Source organism: Pseudomonas sp. HY7a-MNA-CIBAN-0227 (assembly GCF_040310325.1).
In the GTDB taxonomy this organism is placed as follows: Bacteria; Pseudomonadota; Gammaproteobacteria; order Pseudomonadales; family Pseudomonadaceae; genus Aquipseudomonas.
On the sequence record NZ_JBEOPT010000007.1, the window covers coordinates 77,994 to 100,174 of the forward strand.

17 protein-coding genes and 1 pseudogene are annotated in these 22,181 nt (G+C 58.3%); 1 reads left to right on the top strand and 17 read right to left on the bottom strand.

Translation table 11 applies throughout. The features are described from left to right. The first annotated feature begins 229 nt into the window (after window positions 1-229). Window positions 230-559 (top strand): DUF6388 family protein, encoded by a 330-nt coding sequence (locus AAEZ06_RS13905; RefSeq protein WP_149412626.1) that lies wholly within the window; start codon window positions 230-232, stop codon window positions 557-559. Between the two features lie 5 nt (window positions 560-564). Here AAEZ06_RS13905 and AAEZ06_RS13910 read toward each other — a convergent pair. From AAEZ06_RS13910 to tssA, 17 genes and pseudogenes are all read right to left on the bottom strand, one after another. Then, a pseudogene (locus AAEZ06_RS13910) lies at window positions 565-1,013 on the bottom strand (protein kinase domain-containing protein); the annotation flags it as partial. A gap of 230 nt (window positions 1,014-1,243) precedes the next feature. Continuing rightward, entirely contained in the window at window positions 1,244-2,251 is a 1,008-nt protein-coding gene (locus AAEZ06_RS13915; RefSeq protein ID WP_350614820.1) for a serine/threonine-protein kinase, read from the bottom strand. Continuing rightward, on the bottom strand, window positions 2,248-2,976 hold the full coding sequence (locus AAEZ06_RS13920; RefSeq protein WP_149412720.1) for a PP2C family protein-serine/threonine phosphatase: 729 nt from the start codon (window positions 2,974-2,976) through the stop codon (window positions 2,248-2,250). Before AAEZ06_RS13920 ends, AAEZ06_RS13915 begins: the two co-directional genes overlap by 4 nt. Next, window positions 2,976-6,503, bottom strand: coding sequence for a type VI secretion system membrane subunit TssM (gene tssM / locus AAEZ06_RS13925; protein WP_178114415.1), 3,528 nt, complete (start codon window positions 6,501-6,503; stop codon window positions 2,976-2,978). Before tssM ends, AAEZ06_RS13920 begins: the two co-directional genes overlap by 1 nt. A gap of 13 nt (window positions 6,504-6,516) precedes the next feature. After that, entirely contained in the window at window positions 6,517-7,392 is an 876-nt protein-coding gene (gene icmH, locus AAEZ06_RS13930) for a type IVB secretion system protein IcmH/DotU (protein WP_149412628.1), read from the bottom strand. A 5-nt stretch (window positions 7,393-7,397) separates the two neighbouring features. Beyond that, complete coding sequence (gene tssK / locus AAEZ06_RS13935; protein ID WP_149412629.1) at window positions 7,398-8,729, bottom strand: type VI secretion system baseplate subunit TssK; 1,332 nt, start codon at window positions 8,727-8,729, stop codon at window positions 7,398-7,400. Between the two features lie 2 nt (window positions 8,730-8,731). Further along, window positions 8,732-9,232 carry a type VI secretion system lipoprotein TssJ gene (gene tssJ / locus AAEZ06_RS13940; protein ID WP_149412630.1) on the bottom strand — a complete coding sequence of 167 codons (501 nt, stop codon included), beginning with the start codon at window positions 9,230-9,232 and terminating at the stop codon, window positions 8,732-8,734. 5 nt (window positions 9,233-9,237) lie between these two features. Next, complete coding sequence (gene tagH / locus AAEZ06_RS13945) at window positions 9,238-10,434, bottom strand: type VI secretion system-associated FHA domain protein TagH (protein WP_350614824.1); 1,197 nt, start codon at window positions 10,432-10,434, stop codon at window positions 9,238-9,240. Between the two features lie 17 nt (window positions 10,435-10,451). Continuing rightward, a complete protein-coding gene (locus tag AAEZ06_RS13950) occupies window positions 10,452-10,592 on the bottom strand; it encodes a type VI secretion protein (RefSeq protein ID WP_149412632.1) in 141 nt (46 codons plus the stop codon). 87 nt (window positions 10,593-10,679) lie between these two features. Further along, the gene (locus AAEZ06_RS13955) at window positions 10,680-12,197 is read right to left on the bottom strand and encodes a sigma-54 interaction domain-containing protein (protein WP_350614826.1); all 1,518 of its coding nucleotides are present in this window, start codon (window positions 12,195-12,197) and stop codon (window positions 10,680-10,682) included. A gap of 10 nt (window positions 12,198-12,207) precedes the next feature. Next, window positions 12,208-14,820 carry a type VI secretion system ATPase TssH gene (gene tssH / locus AAEZ06_RS13960; protein WP_350614828.1) on the bottom strand — a complete coding sequence of 871 codons (2,613 nt, stop codon included), beginning with the start codon at window positions 14,818-14,820 and terminating at the stop codon, window positions 12,208-12,210. Window positions 14,821-14,833: 13 nt separating this feature from the next. Beyond that, window positions 14,834-15,841, bottom strand: coding sequence for a type VI secretion system baseplate subunit TssG (tssG, locus tag AAEZ06_RS13965; RefSeq protein ID WP_149412635.1), 1,008 nt, complete (start codon window positions 15,839-15,841; stop codon window positions 14,834-14,836). Next, complete coding sequence (gene tssF / locus AAEZ06_RS13970) at window positions 15,805-17,592, bottom strand: type VI secretion system baseplate subunit TssF (protein ID WP_149412636.1); 1,788 nt, start codon at window positions 17,590-17,592, stop codon at window positions 15,805-15,807. Before tssF ends, tssG begins: the two co-directional genes overlap by 37 nt. 161 nt (window positions 17,593-17,753) lie before the next feature. Next, complete coding sequence (tssE, locus tag AAEZ06_RS13975) at window positions 17,754-18,161, bottom strand: type VI secretion system baseplate subunit TssE (protein WP_149412637.1); 408 nt, start codon at window positions 18,159-18,161, stop codon at window positions 17,754-17,756. A 14-nt stretch (window positions 18,162-18,175) separates the two neighbouring features. After that, window positions 18,176-19,651 carry a type VI secretion system contractile sheath large subunit gene (tssC, locus tag AAEZ06_RS13980; protein WP_149412638.1) on the bottom strand — a complete coding sequence of 492 codons (1,476 nt, stop codon included), beginning with the start codon at window positions 19,649-19,651 and terminating at the stop codon, window positions 18,176-18,178. Window positions 19,652-19,679: 28 nt separating this feature from the next. Beyond that, window positions 19,680-20,183, bottom strand: a complete 504-nt coding sequence (gene tssB / locus AAEZ06_RS13985; protein WP_350614831.1) for a type VI secretion system contractile sheath small subunit — start codon at window positions 20,181-20,183, stop codon at window positions 19,680-19,682. Between the two features lie 32 nt (window positions 20,184-20,215). Next, window positions 20,216-21,772 carry a type VI secretion system protein TssA gene (gene tssA / locus AAEZ06_RS13990; RefSeq protein WP_350614833.1) on the bottom strand — a complete coding sequence of 519 codons (1,557 nt, stop codon included), beginning with the start codon at window positions 21,770-21,772 and terminating at the stop codon, window positions 20,216-20,218. Between the last annotated feature and the right edge of the window lie 409 nt (window positions 21,773-22,181).

Below are 22,181 nucleotides of genomic sequence, written 5' to 3' on the forward strand. Positions count from 1 at the left end.
GGTGGCGTTACTGTTTTTGATCAAGGCCGTTATCGAGTCGGTAGACGGGCCCATCGGCGAAACCTGGATTGACTTGACTCTGGTGCTGACTGCCTACCTGTTTTTCTTTTTACTCGCTCCCCTGCAAAACTGGATTTCGCACCGGTCACGCAAACGCGAAAGACGCAAAAGCCGCTCACATCAAACCTCGGAATAAGGTTTAACAACCTGTTAATCCTGGAGTAGATCCTTGTCCCAACCTGGCGAAAACCACCAGCGTGCCCTGGATATTTTTTTGGACGCGCGACCCGAACTACGCACCGAACTGGACACCTTGAATCCGCTGGCCGCCCAGGCCAAGAAGGAAACAATGGCGCAGTACCGCGCCGAGCGCTTGCATGAGGCATTTGAAGCAGAGGCAGAACGCCAGGGCCTGTTTTCCTGGGAACTGACGCTGCAACTGGTCGCACACTCACCCCAGGAATTCGAGGCCCAGCGTCTGGAAGTCCACAGGGAAGTCGCCCAGATGGCAGGCCTGAGCTGGGATGAATACTGCCAACTCCACGGGTTTGCTGGTTGACAGGCTCAGCTGGCATGGCTGTTAAACCAGCGACGAATCCGGGAGAAATCGCGGCGCATGACCTCTCGCAACTCGGCAACGGTCATGGTTCTTTGGTGTGGGTCAACCGCCAACGCCGCACGCAATGCCGGCCAACAGTACCGGGGGAGTTGGCCTGGGTACAGGCAATCGCTCGCTGGAGCACTGAGTCAACACGCCTTGAAAAGGCCGCAACCCCTGCGCCAGCTCATAGAGTAAGCACGCCACCGCGTAGAGGTCGGCACTCGCACTCCGGCGCGGCATAGGCCGGCGTCCAGGCATTGAAACGACTGCGACTCAAGCCAGGCAAACCTGCCGACACCTGCGCGGCGGCCTGGCCGAGGCCAAAGTCAAACAGTCGCAGCCCCTCCTCCCCGACCATGACATTGCCCGGTTTCACATCGCCATGTAACACGCCTTGCTGGTGGGTCAAGGCTGGCATTTACGGTCACACGCCGCCGGGCAACCGGGGACCGCTTCCAATTGCCCGACGTCACGCACAAAACCACTCATCTCTTTGACTCGGCGACTGCGTAGCCAGGTAATCCATTGGGTTAGATCACTGTGAAGTTCGATAGATAAGTAATGCATCGCATAGTCGTCTAGGGACAGGCTGAAGTGCATTTAGTTAGAACTGTTGAACATTGTTTGCTCCCTGTTCGGTAGTCATCCGTTACGCCAATGCATCAAGCGTTGCAGCCAAGACGGAGTGACGGTGAAAGCGTCACGCAATTGTTTGGCAGTGATCGTTCGACCCGCCACGTCGAAAGCCAACGCTGTACGCAAGGCTGGCCAGCAATGTTTTGGCAAGTTCTCAGGTGCTAGCAGCTCGCGCTCCAGATGCTCGTCGCGGTCCTGGATCGAGGGCAAGCGGCGGAACGGGGGGTTGCCTCCCGCCAGCTCGTAGATCACACAAGCCACGCTGTAGATGTCGGCGCTGGCGGACAGTGGCTGGCCTTCCAGTAACTCCGGAGCGGCGTAGCCGGGAGTCCAACCGTTGAAACGTTCGCGGCTCAGGTGCGGCAGACCGGGCAGGATGCCTTCCTCCGCTTGGCCAAGGCCGAAGTCAAACAGGCGCACGCCTTCTTCGCTGAGCATAACGTTGCTGGGTTTCATATCACCATGCAGCACGCCGCGTGCATGGGCGTAGGCCAGTGCATCGAGCAACGGCAGCGTGATGTCGCGCAACTCTTCCCATGGCAGACCCTGGGGCCGCCCGCAGAGTAAGTTGTCCAGGGTCAACCCACGCATGAGCTCCATGGTAATAAAGGCGCGCAGGCAATGGGTGTCCACTTCAAAGGTGTGAAAACGCAGAACGTTGTCGTGACGCAGCCGTCGGGTCAGGGCGAACTCGTTGTACAGCAACGCGCTGGCGTCCGGCGACTCGGCAAATTCTTCGCTGAGAACTTTCAGCGCGACGTAAGGGTCGGGATCGCCGAACTGTTCGCTCAGCAAGTCCCGTGCACGGTAAACCGCGCCCATACCACCGGCACCGAGCAGTCTCTCGATGCGGTAGCGGCCTGCCAGTACGTCAGGCATTTCACCGATGCTGGCCTTGGCGGGCATCAGCGCAACCTCTGCCTTGTGCGACTTGGCGAACGCAAAGTAGGTCAGGTTGCGGTCCTGTTCTTCGCTCACCAGCAGGTCGTCAATCGGGCGCATAAGTTCAGTCATTGGCGGATGACCACAGCTGTCAGGTTGTCCCGGGCCGAGCCACGCAGTGCACCGTCAAACAAACGCTTCAGTGCAACCTGCGGCGCGGTCAGGCTCAAGGCGTTGCCGAGTGCATCGCTACTGAGCCCTTGATACAAACCATCGCTGCAGAGCAAAAATGCATCGCCGGGATAGACCTCAAGCTCCAGCACATCCAGGGTCAATTGCTCGGCTGCCCCGACCGCGCGGGTCAAGGCATATGCGGCAGGATGGGCCTTGGCCTGCTCGACGCTCATTTGTTGTGCGTCGATCAGTTGTTGTTGCAGTGAATGATCTTTGGACAGCTGATACAAACGCTGGCCACGCCACAGATAGCAGCGGCTATCGCCGGCCCAGATGCAGGCCGCGCGATTGCCTTCCACCAGCAACGCCACCACAGTGCTGCCCATGATGCTGTCGTGGCGCCCGGTGGTGACGGTCAACTCCTGACCCAAACGACGGTTGAGCCAGTGCAGGCACTGGCGGATGCCTTTGAGTCGTTCGTCGAAATCATCCTGTACCGGCAATTCCGCCAGGCTGGCGACGATCAACTGGCTGGCGATATCGCCCCCCTGATGACCGCCCATACCGTCTGCGACCACCCACAGCCCCTGCTGTGGAGCGTCCAGGAAAGCATCTTCGTTGCGCGCCCGAACCTTGCCGGCATGGGTGCGCGCAGCGCTACGCCAGGGACTGGCCACCAGTATCAAAGCTGCACCGGCATGCGGAAGTTGCGCAGCACGCCCATATCGAACGGGTTTGGCGTGCGCTGGCTGGTCAGTAAGTAGTTGGCGCGTAGGCCTCCTACGTCAGCCTTGAGCACCAGCACGTCACGGCCGGTCAGGTATTCGGTCTGCATCAAATCAAACAGACGGAACAACGACCAAGGGCCGGTGTTCTTCTCGATACCCAGCGGGCGGCCGACAATTTTGTCGAGCACCAGGCTGGTACGACCGTCTTCAGCGTCGGCCGGCCACTTGAACGACACAGGCACGATCGGTCCATGGCGGTACTCAATGGTCTTGTCACCAAACTTGAACTCGGAACGGCTGACAGTCGAGTCGAGGGTGTAAGGCTCCAGTTTGAACTGCACCTGAGGCTCGGTCGGGTTGTCGGCGAAGAAGCTCTGGCGGATCACGAGCGCGGCGGCCATCTGATCAAGGTAGACCTTGGAAATCGGCAGACTGTGACCATCGACGCTGCGCATGCGGTAGTTACCCGGATCACCGCTGACAAACGGACGCAGGTAGCTGTCGAAGAAGCGGTCGGCAATCCCCTGGGCCTTGAAGAACTCGCGAAAGTCGCTGATTGCCACGTCACTGGCGCTGTGGGCGCTGAACGGATAGCGCTTGCTGATCGCCTTGCCGTAGAAGCTGTACAGCTCACTCTGATAGCGCTGATTCAGATATCGATAGGAATCGCTGAGTACCAGACGCCAGGTATCTTCAGCCAATACGTTGAACCACACACTCACCGGGCGCGGCAGACGGCCCGACGCATTGCGCAGGTTGCTCAGCGCATCACGCTGACCACCCATGCGGGTCTTGGCCATTTCGAACGCGGCTTGCTCCGGAGAACTGGCACGGGCCAGGCTAGCCATCTGCATTTGCAGGTCGTTGAGGGCGGTAAGGGCCGGGGTCAGGTCAGCGGTTGGGCCGTTGTTGTCATCCAGCAAGCTGTGCAGCGACTCAAAGCGACTTTGCAGGGATTTCTTCGCGGTGTCCGGCAATTTTTTCACCAGGGCGTCAGCCGCCTTGCCGGCCGCAGTGACCGCTAATTTTCCGAGTTTACCGCCCTTGTCTGCCAGTTTTCCTGCCGCATCGGCGGCTTCATCTGCCGTGTCAGCGACCACTGGGAAACGGGTGTTTTCACGTACTTGCACCAGCAGTTGCAGAATCGGCGAATTGGCAGATGTCAGGCCCGCCAATTGCTCGGCGCCGTCACTAAAATCGTTGATGGCCGGCAGCGCGATCCGGCCCACCGCTTCACCCCAGTAGTTGGCGTAGTCGCGAAAATACAGCTGCTCGAGTTCGACCATCAGGCGACGTAAATCCATACCGCTGATACCCGAGCCTTCACCCAGTACCCAGTTGTCACTTAGGATATCGGTGACCAGCATCGAGCCCTGCACCGAAAAATACTGCTGATAGCCTTGTTGAGTGTAGAACCCCGGGATCACGTAATCGGTGCCAACAAACAGCGCTCCCTGTGGACCGAGGTGTTGGCTCAAACGGTATTCCGGCAGGTTACGGGCCTGCTCGCGCAGCATCCGATACACCACGTTGGCCAGGGACTCACTGCGCAAAACCTGACGTGCCTGAACCACCAACTGATCATTAAGTGAATAGATAAACGGCTGTTTCAGCAAGCGTTCGAAGTGGCTGTTCAAGCCGTTTTGCACCGCGGTGTTGCCGGTGTATCGCTGGGACCATTCGGCAGCGACCCAGTCCTTGAGCCAAGGCGCGTCGCGGCGATCCTTCATATTCAGCATCAGGTACGCACGCAAGCTATTGAGCAGGCGTTCGCGGTCCTTCATGTTGGCGCGAATCTGCCCTTCTAGCAGGGTCGCCACCCGTGGCAATAGCTGTCCTTCAAGCTCACGTTCATAGGCAGTCTTAACCACCGGATTAACGTCTTCACCTTGATACAGACCGCCACGCTCGTGGTAACCCACGTCACCTTTTTTTGGGAACACCTGAGTAGCCGCGTAACGGGTGTCGAGGGTCTTGAGCACCGCCATGGTGTCATCACGGGTGGTGAGGGGCGAGTTCTGTTGGTTCCAGGTTTGTGCCAGGTTACGCAGGTTTTCCAGGCGCTCGTAGTTCGCGGAGAAACCGCCCGCCCAGAGCATACCAAATAGCGCCAGTGCGGCCAGTGCGCCCACGTACAGCGCACGCTGGCCCCAATGGATGCGGCTGCGTTCGCGTTTGTCCAGGCCTGCAAGATCGGCCTCGGGGAAAATTACCCGGCTGAGTAAATGGTGGATGAAGCGCGAACGGCCACTGCGCAGCGTCGGCAGCACGCCGACGTTCATGCCCAGGTTGGCACCGATGCTGGCGGTGGTTGCGTCCATTTCCTCAGTCAGATGTGGGGCGCTGGTCAGGTAAAAACCGCGCAACTGGCTGACACGCTGGTAGCGGTTGCCGGTGAACGCCATATCGACGAACAGGCACAGACGCTCGCCGATTTGCCCCAGTTGATGCGGGAAGTCGAGGATGCGGCCACGGCGCTGGGTGTCACGCTCCTGGTGTATGCGCGTGATCACCTGGCTGTTGAGGCGATGCAGCAACGCTCCGAACTCAGTGCGCAGCACGGTCACATCAGTGCCGCTCTGATCCTTGCGGAAACTGGTACCGAGCACCTGATCGCTTTCTTCACGAGTCAATTGGTCGAAGAACTCATCGAAACCGAGCAGGCGATCCGCCTTACTTAATACAAGGTAAATCGGCACATCAACGTGCAATTTCTGATGCACGTCTTGCAGGCGCGCACGCACCTGGCGGGCCAGGGCGTCAAGGTCCTGTTCACTGCCGTTCAGCAGGGTTTCCACCGGAATGGTCACCAGTACACCGTTCAGCGGACGATTGCGGCGACGCTTGCGCAGCAGATCGAGCAACGTGCTCCAGGCACTGCCATCGACTTCGGCATCCGGCTGGGTCAAGTAACGGCCAGCAGTGTCGATCAGCACGCCGTGATCGGCGAAGTACCAGTCGCAGTGTCGGGTGCCGAGGGTGTCGCGGGTCAGTTTTCGGTCGATCTTGTTGATCGGAAACTCAAGCCCCGAGAAGTCCAGTAAGCTGGTTTTGCCACTGCCCTGCGGGCCAATCAGCAGGTACCACGGCAAATCACTGCGCCAGCGCTCGCTACGGCCGCGATACAGGCTCGACGTCTTCAGGGTTTTCAACGCGTCTTTGAAGCGCGTCTTCAACTCTTTCTGCTCTTCGTCGATCTGCTCTTCGCGGCGGATACGATCCTGGCCGTCTTCGCTTTCCTCGCCCGCTTTTTTGCGCACGCCAGCGCGCCAACTGACAAAGACCATGGTCAGGCCCCAGATCAGGAACAGCACACTGATGGTCAGCAAGCGGGAGGTCGAACCTTCCCAGAACTTGTAGTCATCAACCGCCAGCAGCGGCCCGGCGAACCACACCAACAGCGCAACAAACAGCACCAGCAGCAGCGTCCAAACCCAGGTCTTGCGCAAGAATGCGCCAACTTTCTTGAAAAACTTTTTCATCACACGTCCCTGTTTACGGCTGCGACTGCGGCAGGGCCGCGGCCGGATCAAACGGCTGATAAGGTTGCAGAACGGTGTCGCGCTGCTCGCCCAGTACCCAGGCGAAGCCCGAATACATCATCACCAGACAGACGAAGGTAAACAGCACCACCATCCACACCGGCACGATGCGCACCAAGCTACGGCGCTGATCGTTCAGGCCTTCCCAATGCGGTGACAACTCGCGTGGCGTATCGCCGCGCAACTGGCGGATCTGGCGATACAAGGCGTCGCGGATGCCTTCGAGTTCGAGCATCCCGCGAGCTTGTACGCGGTATTTGCCTTCGAAACCCAAAGATAGGCACAGGTACATCAACTCCAGCATCGGCAGGTGCTTGACCGGGCTTTTCGACAAGCGATCGAGTAACTGGAAAAACTTCTCACCGCCGAAGGTTTCGTTGTGGAAGCTGCTGAGCAGGCTCATCTGCGACCACTCGCTTTCGTTGCCCCACGGCGTGGTGACAACAGCTTCGTCAGCCACGGTGCAGAGCACGTAACGGGCGGCCATCACCTGGCTGCTTTCGGCACCATTGTGCAGGGCACTGACTTCAAACAGTTTCAGCCCGGTGGTCAGTCGCTCGTTGAGCACGTGCATGTTTTCATGGGTTGCGCTGTGCTTGAGGCGCACTACTTCCGACAACAACTCAGAGGCAGCAGCCACCAGCGAGTTCAGACTGATATTGAACGCTTCGGCCGGGCGCAAGCGCGCAGCGTATATCATGCGTTCTTCGAGCTGCTCGAAGCGTGGCGGCGCAGCGAAGTCCGTCAGCGGACTCGACGCCGGACCGTGGCCCTGACGGTCGAGCAGGACGGTTTTATCGTCCTGGCTGTATTCCGTATCCTTGATCATGTCGGTCAGTTCCTGATGGCCCAAAATTTCAGTTCAAGCTCGGCGAATTCGCCGGACACGTGGAACGCGAAACCGCCGGAGCGTTCGAGTTGCGCCAAGTCTTCGGAGCTGAGTTCGAGAATGAAATAAGTTTTGTTGGAGTGGAACGCAATCTGCCGAGGGGCCACAGGCAACGGTTTGACCTTGATGCCTGGTAGATGCAGGTTGACCAGTTGACGGATACGCTCCACCGGGCCGACCTTGAGGTGCGCCGGCAAGCGATGGCGCAATTCTTCGGAGTCGCAGTTGGCACTCGCCGCCAGCACAAACGAGGCAGAACCTAGCAGGTTATGGTCGTGCAACGGCGAGACGATGATCCCGTATTGACGCGCTTGCAGCTCCAGCTCAATGGCGTGCTGTTCCAGCACCATCGACAATACCTGACGGATCGCGTCCATCAATTTACGGAAGCTTGCTCCCTGATCGCTGTGCTGATAACGGCTGTCCAAACGAGGCCGCTTACTTTCACTGGAGAAGGTCGCCAGATCGCCGAGCATGGTCAGCAGCGTTCGGTACAGCTCTTCCGGATGAACCTGTTCCAGGCTGAGGTAGTGACGCAGGAGTAGTTCGGTACGGTTGATCAGTTGAAGCATCATAAAGTCGCCGACTTCCGCGCCACCCACCTTGCCATTGGAACGGATCCGGTCAGCAATGGCGTCGCCGCGGTTGCCGAGCATGCTAATCACTTCCTTGAGGCAAGACAGCAGGTAGCTGGAGGCATGCGCCTGGATGTAGGTTGGTACGAATTCCGGGGCGAGGCTGATCACGCCGTCCGGCGTGGTATCGAGTACTTCGCAGATTTTCAGCTTCACGTACGCCTGATCGCTCTGCTGCTCGCCGAGCAATAGCTTGAAGTCCGGGCGGGCGCAACTGACCTGGCTGGCGGAGTCGTCGCCAGCGTTGGAGTCGGCTACTTCCGCTTCGTACGCGGTATAGCGCGCCAGCACGTCGGACTGCTCCGGCCGACGGGCTTCGACATGGTTGCCGGTGACCAACGGCAGAGCCAGATAGATTGGCGTGTTGCCGGTGTTCGGCGGCACGTCTAGGGCCAGCGGTTCAGTATTACCACCCAGTTCAAACAGGCTACCGTCCGGCAGAATCCCCGATGCCTGGCTGATCACCAGTTTGCCCATGTTAAGGAACTGCAAGTCGATGTCCAGGTTGAGGAAGCCCCAGATGTAGCTGCCCAGTAATTGGGTGCGGGTCTTCATCTGGTGGTCGTAGTAGCGATCGTTGTGCTGGAAGTGCTGCGGACGCAGCAACATGCCTTCCTGCCAAATGACTTTATGGGAGTTCATGGTCAGTCAGCCGCCTTGACTAGCAATTCATGGGTGTTGCGAATTCCGCTCTGGTCGAGGATCAGGTCGGCGTCGGTGACTTCCACCGGGGCGACTTGTAGGGTGTAGCGCCATTTGGTATCCGGCAGGTCGCGGTAGGCCGCGAGGACACCGACGTAGCGGCTACCCTCCTCGACGCTAAGCTTGAGTTCGACGGTTTCGCCCGGACGCAGCTCCAGCTCCTCGGTCGACACCATGTCCGGAACCAGGGACTCCTTGGCACGCTCGTACAGGCTGAAAAAGTCTGCGTTCTCGAACGCCGCCGGGTGCTTGAGTTCGAACAGGCGAACGACAATCGGCGACGGACGACCGTTGAGGTCCGGGTTCAACTGATCGCTGGCCGTCAGCTTCAGGTTGAGTTTGGTGACGTGGGAATATGGCGATAGCGTCGAGCAACCGGCCATCAGTGCCAAGGTGGTCAGCGCAGTCAGCACCTTAAAAAAATCAGTCGAGCGGCCAGACATGCGCATCATCCTTGGTGGTCGGTGTGGAGGGTGGAAATCAGGCGGATCTGTTCTTCGTAGGCCTGAGCAAAGTCGCGGGCCAGCAGGCGCTCGCTCCAATCATCATCCTGGCGCAAAGCCTGGTGATAGCGCCCATAAGCTCTCCAGCGACTGCCAGAGGTGACCAGCAACGGCTTGTTGTCACGCTCGAAACGCAGGGTCAGTTGCTGTGGTGAGAAATGCTCCAGGGTGCTGCGAACCGCTGCACGACTGGCGGTCAGCAACGCGACCTGATGCGCCTGCAAATCACGGAACGTACGAGAGATCGCCTGCTCGGCCGGCAACTGGCCCAACTTGTTCGGCTGCAACAGAATGCCCAGCGCTTCACCGGCATCAACGGCGAATTTCAGAGGGTTTTTCTGCGTGCCTTGCACGGTGGTCTGAGCCAGGCGTAGTTCATTCTTCAACTCGCTGCGGGTGCGCAGGCTCTGCTGCAAACCGCCGACGCTTTGCTTGAGCAGGCGTGCGGCGTTGAGCGCGAGCGCTTCCTTGGCGTTGTGGTCGAGGCCTTTGAAGTCCACGCCCAGGGCAGCACCAAAGTGATCCCAGAAGCTTTCACTCTGACGCTCGACGGCTTTCGGCGCCGGGGCGGGCGCAGGTTCGGCCGGGGCATTGATCAGCTCCGGCACCATCAGGCTTTCCATGTCGATGCGCGCATAGTCGGCGCGCTGACGGGTGTCTTCCGGCGCCGTGCTTGGCGAGATCAGCTCGTCGATTTCCGAATACACACGTTCCTGCTGGTCTAGAGCATTCAGCGGGTCGAGGTCGAGGAACGCATCATCAGGAATGATACTGCCAGCGGCTTGCGGACGACCGACCTCCACATCGGAAGTCGCCAGGGCGTGAACTAGCCGTGCACGGATCTCGAAATCACCCAGCACGTATACGCTGCCGTGCTCGATACGTACCATATCGCCCTTGTGCAAGCGTGCGCCGCTGGCACTATTCTGGATTCCGTTGCTGCTGGTATCGGTCAGGAAAAACGTGCCTTCGCGGTAGCTGATCAACGCGTGATGGTTGGACAGGTGACGCTTGCGGTCCGGAATGATCCAGTCGCAATCTTCCCCCCGACCAATCACGCCGCCGGCCTGTTTGAAGGTCTTCTGGCACAACTGCGTAGGTACGAACTGCTTGGTGTTCAGCATTTCGAAAACCAGTTCCATGGTGATGCTCCTTGCGGTCACTTGCCGCGATTGACCGCCTGCGGATCGCCCAATGGGCGATAGGTGTTGTCGTTGTATTTGTAATTGCCGCTGCAGCCGCCGAGGCCACATAGAACGACAACTGTCAGCAGGACGGCTTGCCAGTGACGAATAGACATCAGAAGGTCTCCAGGGGCGGCACAAAGTGCCGGCCCTTACGGTTAAGGCTGTTAAAAGCGGGGGGATTGAAATCGAGCGTATTGGGCCTACCCATCGACATTTCCCACGTTGATGTTCAGGCGTCCGAGGCGGTAGAGGAATGTGCGCCGTGGTAGACCGAGCTCGCGAGCGGAGAGGGTTTGATTACCGTCGTTCTTACGCAGGCAATCGATCAGCAGGCTGCGCTCAATCTGCTCCAACCGTTCGCGCAAGTTCAGCCTTCCGACCTCAGGTATGGTGTCCATACGCAGGGAGAAGTGCTCTACCAGCAACTCGCCGCCTTCGCAGAGAAGCACCGCACGTTCGACCAAACCCTTGAGTTCACGCACGTTGCCGGGGAACGCGTAGCTGGCCAAAAGATCCAGCACTCCGTTGGACCAACTCACCTCATCGCGCTGCAAGAACGTACAGGCCTTGTCGGCGAAGTGCCGTGCCAAGTCGAGGATGTCGTCTTCGCGTTGACGCAAGGCCGGTAGTTCAATAGGAAACTGCGCGAGACGGTAGTACAAATCCTCGCGAAACTTCCCTTGGCTGACCAGCTCCGATAAGTCCCTATGTGTCGCGGCAATGATGCGCACGTCAATCTTGTGGGTATCGTTGGAGCCCAGCGGACGAACCTCGCCCTCTTGCAGCACCCGCAAAAGCTTGGCTTGCAGCGACAGCGGCATGTCACCGACCTCATCAAGCAATAAGGTCCCGCCGTTGGCTGCGTCGAACAGCCCGGATCGGTCACGGTCGGCTCCCGTGAAGGCGCCTTTGCGGTAACCGAACAGCTCGCTTTCCAGCAGGTTTTCCGGGACCGCCGCGCAGTTCTGCACGATAAACGCCTGGGAGCGACGCGGTCCGCATTCGTGGATAGCCCGGGCAACCACCTCCTTGCCAGTACCAGTTTCGCCACCCAGCAGCACGGTGTAGGGGCTGTGCAAGACTTTGCTGATCAGCGAATAGACCTGGCGCATCGCTGCGCTTTTACCCGTCAGGCCATAACCGCTGGCGCTCGGAGCGGCGAGCGGTGCCGGCGATGCGCTGCCGCTCGGCCGTCGTAAACGCTGCAGCAAATGCAAATGGCCCAGCACGAACGAGCCAAGTCGACCAACCGAATCGGCGAAGCCTTGCAGTTCGATGTGCTGATGACTGGCACACAGCAATAACCCTTCCACAGATTTCTGCTGATTGACCAGCGGCACGCACAGCAGTGATTGCCATGGCCTCGCCTGGCTCGGCAGAAAACTGGTCTCGTGCAGACTGCCGCTCAATTCACCAATGAACACTACGCGGTTCTGGCACAGCGCAAATTGCAGCAGTTGCTCGCCGTTGTAGTCCGCTGGCAAGCTAGCCGTTTCACGGGGTTGCAGGTTGCCATTGAGGCACTCCGCATTCATCCCGAGGCAGGTATGGGTAGCGTCCAGCAGGTACAGTTGTGCCAACTCACAACCGCTGAGCTCGGTCAGACAGCGCACGAAGTCACCCAGCAGCGCAGTTCCATCCGTCGCTCGCGACAGACTGGCGAACTGCGCAAATAAGGCTTCGGCATAGAGCAGTGGTTGCGGTACTTGACTGAACATCACACCCACCTCAGGCAAACTCGCAGATCACGCTGGCGTTGCCGTCAAGCGTTGCGTGAACGCGCTTGAGGCTTTCGCCGGTGGCCATCGCGTCCAGCAAACGGTCAGCCACCAACGGCAGCACGTGCAGGTCCAGCAAATAGTCGATCAGGCGTGCGCCGCTGTCGCTTTGGGTGCAGCGTTCGGCCAGGTGATCGACAAGGTCCTGTGAGTAAGTGAAGTCGAGCTGACGACGGTTCAGGCGCTCGCCTAGACGATCGAGTTTGATTTCGATCAGCTCGCGTAGCACCGACCCACCGACCGGGTAGTAAGGCACCACACGCATCCGCGCCAACAGTGCCGGTTTGAAGTACTTGCTCAGCACCGGGCGAATGGTTTCTTCGAGAGTTTCAGCCGATGGCCGTGCGCCGTTTTCGCAGAGTTCGCTGATGTGGTCGCTGCCCAGGTTAGAGGTCATCAGAATCAGCGTGTTGCGAAAGTCGATCTCGCGCCCTTCGCCATCGTTAGCTACGCCCTTGTCAAAGATTTGGTAAAACAGGTTGAGCACGTCCGGGTCAGCCTTCTCGACTTCATCGAGCAGCACGACGGAATACGGTTTCTGTCGTACGGCTGCGGTGAGCATGCCGCCCTCGCCATAACCGACGTAGCCTGGTGGCGCACCGATCAGGCGCGAAACGGTATGCTTCTCCTGGAATTCGGACATGTTGATGGTGGTAATGAAGCGATCACCGCCGTACAACAAATCAGCGAGGGCCAATGCAGTTTCGGTCTTGCCGACGCCACTTGGGCCAACCAGCAGGAACGCACCCACGGGTGCATCGGGCTTGTTCAGGCCGGCGGCGGTAGCGCGCATCGAGCGATCAAGCGTGTGAACGGCTTGTTCCTGACCACGAATGCGGGCACGTAGGTCAGCAGCGAAGCTGGCAACCTTGGCATTGTGCTCAAGGGCCAGCTGCGCCAGGGGTACGCCGGTCCAGGCGCTGATCACTTCAGCCACAAGCCGCGGACAGACCTCGAAGCTCACCAGTCGCTCTTTGACTTGCAACTCGGTCAGCGCTTTGTGAGTTTCGTTGAGCGCGGCTTCCAGCGTTTCGACGCTTTGCGCTTCTTCTACCGGCAGGGTTTCGATTACGGTGCCTAAGACGGCTTCACGAGCCTTGGCCAGTTGTTGGCGCAGCTCCAACAGATGCTCAGCCAATTTTTTCTGTTCGGTCCAGAGGGTTTCCAGCGCGACCATTTCGGATTCAGCTTCTTCCAGGCGTTCTTCCAGCGCATCCAGCGCTTCGTGGTCGATCAGCAGACCGGCCTCGGCATCGCGGCGCAGGGCCTGACGTTGGCGGCCACCCTCTGCCAGCTCACCACGCAGCCGTTCCAGGCTTTCCGGAGCGGCGGCGAGGCTGATGCGCACACGGGCACAGGCGGTGTCCAGTACGTCGACAGCTTTATCTGGCAGTTGACGACCCGCCAGGTAACGAGCGGACAACTCGGCAGCGGCGACCACCGCGTCATCACGCAAATAGATACCGTGGCTCTTCTCGTAAACCTGAGCCAGGCCACGGAGGATGGTCACCGCCTCGCTGACGGTTGGCTCGTGCAATTGCACCGGCTGGAATCGACGGGCCAGCGCGGGGTCTTTCTCGAAGTACTTTTTGTACTCCGCCCAGGTAGTCGCAGCGATGGTGCGTAACTCTCCTCGGGCCAACGCTGGCTTAAGCAGGTTGGCGGCGTCGGAGCCACCGGCATTGCCGCCCGCGCCGATCAGGGTATGGGCTTCGTCGATGAACAGGATGATTGGCCTCGGCGACGCTTTGACTTCATCAATCACGCCTTTGAGGCGACGTTCGAATTCCCCTTTGACGCTAGCGCCGGCTTGCAACAGGCCCATGTCCAGAGACAGCAACTCGACGCCTTTCAACGCTTGCGGCACTTCACCAGCAGCAATACGCGAGGCCAGGCCTTCGACGATGGCCGTTTTACCGACGCCAGCTTCGCCGACAACAATCGGGTTGTTCTTGCGGCGCCGAGCAAGGATGTCAACCATCTGCCGGATCGCGCCGTCGCGGCACAACACCGGGTCGAGTTTGCCGTCGCGGGCCTGCTGGGTCAGGTTGTGGGTAAAGCGTTGCAGCAGGAATTCACTCGACACGTTCAATTTACCGGTGGCCGACGGCTCTTTCTGGGATAAAGCGAACTCTTTCAAGCGGTCGATATTCAATTTGGCCAGCAACAGCTGGTAGCGACTGCCGGCGTAGCGCATCGGGTTACGTAGCAACGCGAGAATCAGTGCAGCCTGTTCGACCTGGGTCTGGCCCAGTTCAAGGTTGGCAACCAACAAGGCGTCTTGCAGCCACTGCACCAGTTCCGGGGCGAACACCGGGTTGCGCGAAGCGCTGTGCTCGACCCGTGATTGCAGTGCTGCACTGAGTTCACCAGCGTCTACTTCAGCATCCAGCAGCGCACGGGCAAGCAAGCCTTGCGAACGTTCCAACAAACCCAGCAGCAGGTCTTCGACGAGGATCTTGCTGCCGCCACGAGCCACACAGCGTTCGGCGGAACTTTCCAGGTCACGACGGGTTTCGGCATCCAGCGCCTGGATGAGTTGTTGCAGGTCTACGTTGATCATTTGTCATCTGCCCTTAATGAATTTTGCTGCCCAGAGTCACCACACCGTCCGCTTTTTCGCGGCCGAGCCAACTGGTCCACCCCAGGCGACAAGCGTTCTGCTCACCGATTCGCAGTTCGCGGATTTCTTCCTGGCGCAAGACCAGGCGAATGTCGTAATCGAGCGGGTCACGCAGGGTGAACCGCACCAGCGCACACAGCGGCTGGTAGCCGAAACCGATCGGCAGGAATTCGTGAAAGCGCAGCCAGTCGAGTTCGCGAATGTGAATCCGGAATTTGCCGCTGCGGTCGCGCACGTGTTCGCCCAACACTAGATCTTCACCTAGCATGCTGTTGGCGCGGCCCAGGCGATTGCGCTGCTCGTCGAGGATTTCCACGCTACGCTCGATGCACTGCTCGATGGTCAGCTCGGCGTGTTTGAAGTAGTAACGCAGCACCGCTTCGATCAGCGCCGCCGAGTGCGCCCGCAAGCTGAGTAGGCCGAGGTACGGCAGCAGGCGTTTCCAGTTCAGTTCCTGGGCCTTGCGAATCTCTTCGCCGCCCAGGCCAATCAGGGCAAAAAGCTGTGCGGAGAACGGGTCGAGGGCACCACTCTGGAAGCTCGCGCGGTAGCGGTACTTGCGCCAGATCGGCAGCATCAGCCGTTGCAGGCGATGGTGGAACAGGTCAAGGAAGTTACGGGTCGGGTTGCCGTCTTCGCTATCGCCCAGTGCCTGCTCGCCATAAAACGCCGGCAGCGGCGACCCGGAGCCCACCAGGCCAATCAGGTTGAAGCGCAGGCGCGCGCGCATCTGCCCGTGCTCATGGAAAAACTCCACACGATCAACGTCACTGCCCGGGAAGCCCAGGCTCGGGTTGGCCTGGAACTCCAGCTGGTCGTACAAATCGTCCTGGCTCAGGTACGGGTGCGCCTCGCGCAGCCGGTCAACCACCAGCAGCACGGCCTGAAACAGCGAGTACTCGCGTATACCTCGGGTCAGCGCGCTTAAAGAAGCGGCTGGAGGCCCATACGGGGTGTCCATTGGTACACCTCTCCCTGTGTGCTTTTTACCCGCAGTTCGTGAAACGAATTGAGACTGGCGTAAAGCGCGAAAAACTCGTTAAGAACAGAGGCGAACACGAACAGGTCGCCCTCGCCGATATACCCTTGCGGGTCGATGGTCAGTTCCGTGCGCAAACCACGTACCGGTAGCCCGCGATGCAGGCGGTCGACATGGTGATGCTTGATGGACTTGAGTCCACCCAACAGGCGCCTGCTGACCTTTTCTGCCTGCTGGTCGTAGTAACGCGGCAAGTCGTAGGTTTCGAGAATCACCTTCAAGGCGTTGACGTCAGCCAGTGACAGGTAGTTGAGCGACATATTGCTGATTAACTTCCACAGAAAGTCATGGGTCAGCGGCGGCGCGAAGCTCGACGTGGCCGGGGTGATATTACGAAAGCTGAGAAAATCCGGGGTCTCTTCGCAGGCTTGGTTAATGTCGCCGAGCTTGAGCTTGCGCGGTAGGTTCTGGTTGGTGCACATCAGCTCGATCGACAGGGTTTCGTGGGCTTCGGTGTGGCGGATGCCGAAGCTCAGGTAAGTGTCGAGGCCATCGTGCAGCGAGGAAGAACGCTGGCGAATGCTGTAGTGAGGACGGCTGTTGGGTACGTCGAAACTAGGATCGTGCTCGAAGGATTCGAACGGAACATACTCCTGATAACCAAGGCCACCAGGTTTCCAGCCAGTCACGGTTTCCACCGAGAACACACCGCAGTTTTCCAGGTCGTACTCGGCGGGTAGCAGCAGGTACTCGTCCTGCTTGCCGTCAAGACGGATCGGCAGTGCATCGTGAGTGAACAAATTAACGATGGGTGTACAGTGAAGCTTCACGTTGTCCAGGGTCGGACGCATGCGCAGGACTCCACTCTTGCGAATGTCGAAACGCAACTCCAGACCGCGCACCTGCGCGAGGATGTCTGCCGGCAAAGCCTTGAGTAGGTCCAGGCCGTTGATATCGACAAACAGGAATTTGTCCTGAAAGGCAAAATACTCTTGTAGGTAGCGGTAGCCACGGAAGGTGTTCAGCGGGTACGGGATCAACGCTTCTTCTTCAGCAAAACCCACCGGCTGCACGCGGTCGCCGGGCATTTTGAACGCCATTGGCGTGCCGTTGACGCCATTAATGGGGTTGCCGGCGCCGTCCAGCGGGATCAGCTCGATGCCTTCCAGGTTACGCAGCAGGCTCAGGTACAGCATCTGGCTGATGTAACGCTCGCCGGCAAAGTGCAGACGCAAGCGGCTCAACTCCAGCTCACCGAGGTGACCGTCGGCGCTCATCTCCAAACGCAGGCTCAACAGTGAGCCGTCGCCCTTCACCGAGTAGTTCAGCGCAGTTAGGTCCAACGGCAGGACTTCAGTCGGATAGCAGGTACGAAATCGGCAACGCACGTCATCAATCGGAACGCTTTCCACTGGTGTATCGCGTTCGACCATCAATGCCGGACCAGAACGTTTCAACGGATCGAACTGCAAAATGCTGAACGACGGCAGCGGCCGCATGTAGTTGGGCCACAGCAGTTGCATCAGAGAATGGCTGAGCTCCGGTAACTCGTCATCGAGTTTCTGGCGCAGACGCCCGGTCAGGAATGCAAAACCCTCCAGCAATCGCTCCACGTCTGGATCCCGTCCGGCTTGGCCGAGAAAAGGCGCCAACGCTGGGCTACGCTCGGCAAAGCGACGACCTAACTGACGAAGTGCAGTGAGTTCGCTTTGGTAGTAGTGGTTAAAGGACACGGGGCACCTGCCTGGTATTAGATCTCATGAAAAACCTGTCCTAAATGCCAGGCTGCCGAAGAAATCACCTACGGGCACACTGTCGAGATAGCCCTGCACTTCACCCATCTCGATGATTATTCGAGTCCTACCTTTTTGGACGTCAGGGCATACGAGACTCATTAGCTGACCTTGACTTGACCGCTGCCATCTAGGCACGCGGCGAAACTGACCTGGCGCTTGAAACCATCAACTTCCAGCAGGCCTTCGATGTTGAAGGACAGGCGAAGCTGATCGTGATCACGCGGCAGGGAGATGACACGCACATTGCTCAGGCGTGGCTCGTAGGCTTCGATGAAATTTTCGATGGCCAGACGGGCCTGACTCAGGGAGTCGTGCAGGCTCAGACGCATGTCATTGAGATCGGGTAGCCCGTAATCGGACAGCGTTTGCACGCTGCCCGCACGTGTGCTGAGCATCTTGGCCAGATGGGCAGCCACGGACGCCATGGCGCAGACCTCGCGGCTCCAGCCGACGCGTTTATCCGCGTCGCCACCTAGGCGTTCGAAAAAGCTGCCGTATCCAGTCATGAGTTAGGCTCCGCTTACTCTTTGTCCAACTTGCCAACCAGCGACAAGGTGAAATCGGCCCCCATGTACTTGAAGTGCGGGCGCACGTTCAGGCTGACGCGGTACCAGCCAGGCTCGCCTTCAACATCACTGACGATGATCTGGGCAGCGCGTAGTGGACGACGGCCACGGACTTCGGCGCTTGGGTTTTCCTGGTCGGCGACGTACTGGCGGATCCACTTGTTGAGTTCAAGCTCCAGGTCGGTACGTTCCTTCCACGAACCGAGTTGCTCGCGCTGCAGCACTTTCAGGTAATGGGCCAGGCGGTTGACGATCATCATGTACGGCAGTTGGGTGCCGAGCTTGTAGTTCAGCTCTGCAGCCTTGCCTTCTGCGCTGATGCCGAAGAATTTCGGCTTCTGCACCGAGCTCGCGGAGAAGAACGCCGCGTTGTCGCTGCCTTTGCGCATGGTCAGGGAGATGAAGCCTTCCTCAGCAAGTTCGTATTCACGGCGGTCGGAAACCAGAACCTCGGTAGGGATCTTGGTTTCGATTTCGCCCATGCTTTCGAAGTGATGCAAAGGCAGGTCTTCAACCGCGCCACCGCTCTGCGGACCAATGATGTTCGGGCACCAGCGGAATTTTGCGAAGCTGTCGGTCAGCTTGGTGCCGAACGCATAGGCGGTGTTGCCCCACAGGTAGTGTTCGTGGCTGTTGGCGACAGTTTCTTTGTAGACGAACGATTTGACCGGGTTTTCTTCCGGGTCGTACGGATTACGCAGCAGGAAACGCGGCACAGTCAGGCCAATGTAACGGGAGTCTTCCGACTGGCGGAAACTCTGCCATTTGGCGAATTGTGGGCCTTCGAAGTGATCTTTTAGATCCTTCAGGTCCGGCAGACCGGTGAAGCTTTCCAGGCCGAAGAACTTCGGGCCGGCCGCAGCAATGAACGGCGCGTGAGACATACAGGCAACGCTGGACACGTACTGCATCAGCTTCACGTCCGGCGAGCTTGGGGACATGAAGTAGTTGGCGATAATTGCGCCAACCGGCTGACCACCGAACTGGCCGTATTCAGCGGTGTAGATGTGCTTGTACAGGCCAGACTGCATCACTTCCGGCGAATCGTCGAAATCGTCCAGCAGGTCTTCTTTGGAGACGTTGAGAATTTCGATCTTGATGTTTTCGCGGAAGTTAGTGCGATCAACCAGCAACTGCAGACCACGCCACGACGACTCCAGGGACTGGAAAGCTGGGTGGTGCAGGATTTCGTCCATCTGGCGGCTGAGCTTGGCATCGATCTCGGCGATCATGCGATCAACCATGGCCTTCTTAACCGGCTCACCATTATTCTGCGGCTTGAGCAGCTCCTCGATGAAGGCCGATACACCGCGCTTGGCAATGTCGTAGGCTTCGTCGTCCGGTGTCAGACGGGTTTCGGCGATGATGCTGTCAAGAATGCTGTATTCGCCGTTTTCTTTGCTCTTTTGCTGTGCTGCGCTAGTGCTCATTGTGTTGGCTTCCTTGGCTGATAGAGACTCAGGCGTCTTGCGCTGCGGCGTTCAACCCCAGCTCACCCAGTACGCGACCGCGGGATTCGTCGTCGGCGAGAACGCCTTCGATAGCTTTGCGGAACGCAGGTGCATTACCCAGCGGGCCTTTGAGGGCCACCAACGCGTCGCGCAATTCCATCAGTTTTTTCAGCTCAGGCACTTGCTCGACCAGCGAGGCCGGGTTGAAGTCCTTCATCGAGCTGACGCGCACTTTCACCGCCAGTTCTTCAGTGTCGCCTTCTTCCTGAAGACGGTTCGGTACGCTCAGTGTCAGCTCCAACTCTTGCTTGGCCAGCACTTCGTCGAAAGTCATTTTGTCGATACTGATCGGCTTGCGATCTTCGACTTTGCGTTCGTCTTTGCGGTGGGTGTAGTCACCGATTGCCAGCAGTTTCAGCGGCAGTTCAATCTCTTCCTGAGCACCGCCAGTGGAGGGTTTGAAGGTGACGTTGATGCGTTCTTTGGGGGCTACCGAGCCTTCTTTGGCCATGGCTTTTCTCCTTGCGGTTGTGGCCCTGGGGCCTATTCGAGTACCACTTCGAGATCGAGGTGGCACAACCTGCGATAAATCTCTTCTTTACGCTCTCGCACAGCATGGTTCTGCGGTAATAACTCGCAGCAGCTATGCAGCAAGTGCAGCACTTCGAGCACAAGATCGGGCTCCCAGGCTTGCAGACCTGAGTCGTATAATGTTTGGTCGAGAGTTTCGAGCTGAGTCTTGGCCAGTTCGTATTTCTTGGCTGCGAAGCACAGCCGGGCTAGGGCAAACTGCCAGAAAAAACGAACTCGTCCGCCGTGAGCGCTTTGCAGGCCCTGCTTGAGGATCTGCACGGCAGCCTTGAGACCGTCTTTGCGCAAGATCGGCAGGACTTCCTCCAGGGCCAACTCCCAGGCCAATTGGGTGTCGGTTGCTTCAACCTTGCGTGGTGCACTGGAGGTTTGCAGGTGCGGCGTGACGTTGGCACTGATCCAGGCGCGAGTGGCCGGATCTGCGAACGGGGTACCGTTGTGGAAGCGCAGTTCGATGATGCCGGGCAGGCGCTGAATAAATAACGCGAAGTGAATTTCCACTTCGCGCATCGCCATCTCAGCGTTCAGCCCTTGCAAGCATTCCCAGACCATTCGCTGGCCATCGAACCAGAATGGCGCCTTCGCCAAGCTCGCCTCCAGCTCCACGATCAGGTCTGCGTATTTGGCTTGATCATAGCGATTCTGATAGGTCTTCAGTTTGTCCTCCGGCAGACCGCGCAGCGCTGTGATCTGCTCGGTGTTGCGCTCGGGAATAGCATCGATGGGCAGCCACAACAGCGTGCGATTGAGGCGTAGCGCACGCAAGTCGGTGGCTTTCTGCTTGAGCCACCAGGCGCATAATGGACGGGCGTTTTCTTGCTGAGCGCGCAAGGCCTTGTGGGCCTCTTTCTCGTTGTCGATCGGCTCGCCAGGGGCAAACAATTGCGTAGCAACCTGCTTAACCTGCGCAACCGCAGTACCCACCATGCCAGGTTCTGGCTGGTTATCAGCGGCGCGCTGGACCATGTTTTTCAGGCGGCGGGAGATCGGCAGTAGCAGTGGCGCGTCATCGCCGAGGTGTTCAGTGCAGACGGTATCGAGACCTTCCAGGCGCTCCACCATCCGGCGGAACATAGGCAGTTGCTCTTTGATCGCGATATTTTCGTTCAGCACCTGCTCAAGACGCGGCACCAACCAACTGAGGGCAGCTGCGCGGGTGCGAGCCTTGCTCGGGTGAATCTCAGCCCAATGGTTCTCACACAGATGCTGCAGAAGTCCGAGGCCAGCCAACAGCCCCGGGAAGGATTCGCGCTGGTACAGGCCCCAAGTCAACCAAGCACCAACTCGTAAATCCTTGGACTGGGTGCCGAGCAGGCTTTCGCTGTTTTCGCAGATTTTCAGCCAGTCAATCTGACCACTTTCGTGCATGGATTGGGCCTTACCCAGCTCGCTTTCCAATGTTTCATACTCGCTCGAAAAACGAACGTCCTCGCCCGTAAAAGCCTCTTTGGAAATAGAGGTTTTCGCGAGGTCAAGATAATGAGCAGAAAGTTTGCTGGAGTAGGACATCCATGACCTTTAATTAAAATTACCACGCCACAGCCATTGGAGTTGCAATGGCGTTAGATAGCAAAAGAATGATGAAGCCTTTAAATCTTTCATTGCATGTGCGCTTTCATGTACGCGCAGCGCAATCATCGGAAATCATATTTCAAGGAATTTTATTTATAAAAGTCAACACCATCGCACTAATGCTTAAGCACTTGCCTGCCTAGCCTAAACAATTGAAATACAGCTACATCCCTCCCTAGCGCGCCCCTTATTTTTACGATCCTATCTGACGACTTGAGAGCTTCCCGAAAATAAATATGATGGACGCACCATACACGCATCGCGATAGATAAAGATGTAGGACTATTCTTAAAGTGCACGAGGAAAATTCCTACAAGCCTAATGCTTTCTGGATGCTGCAACTACC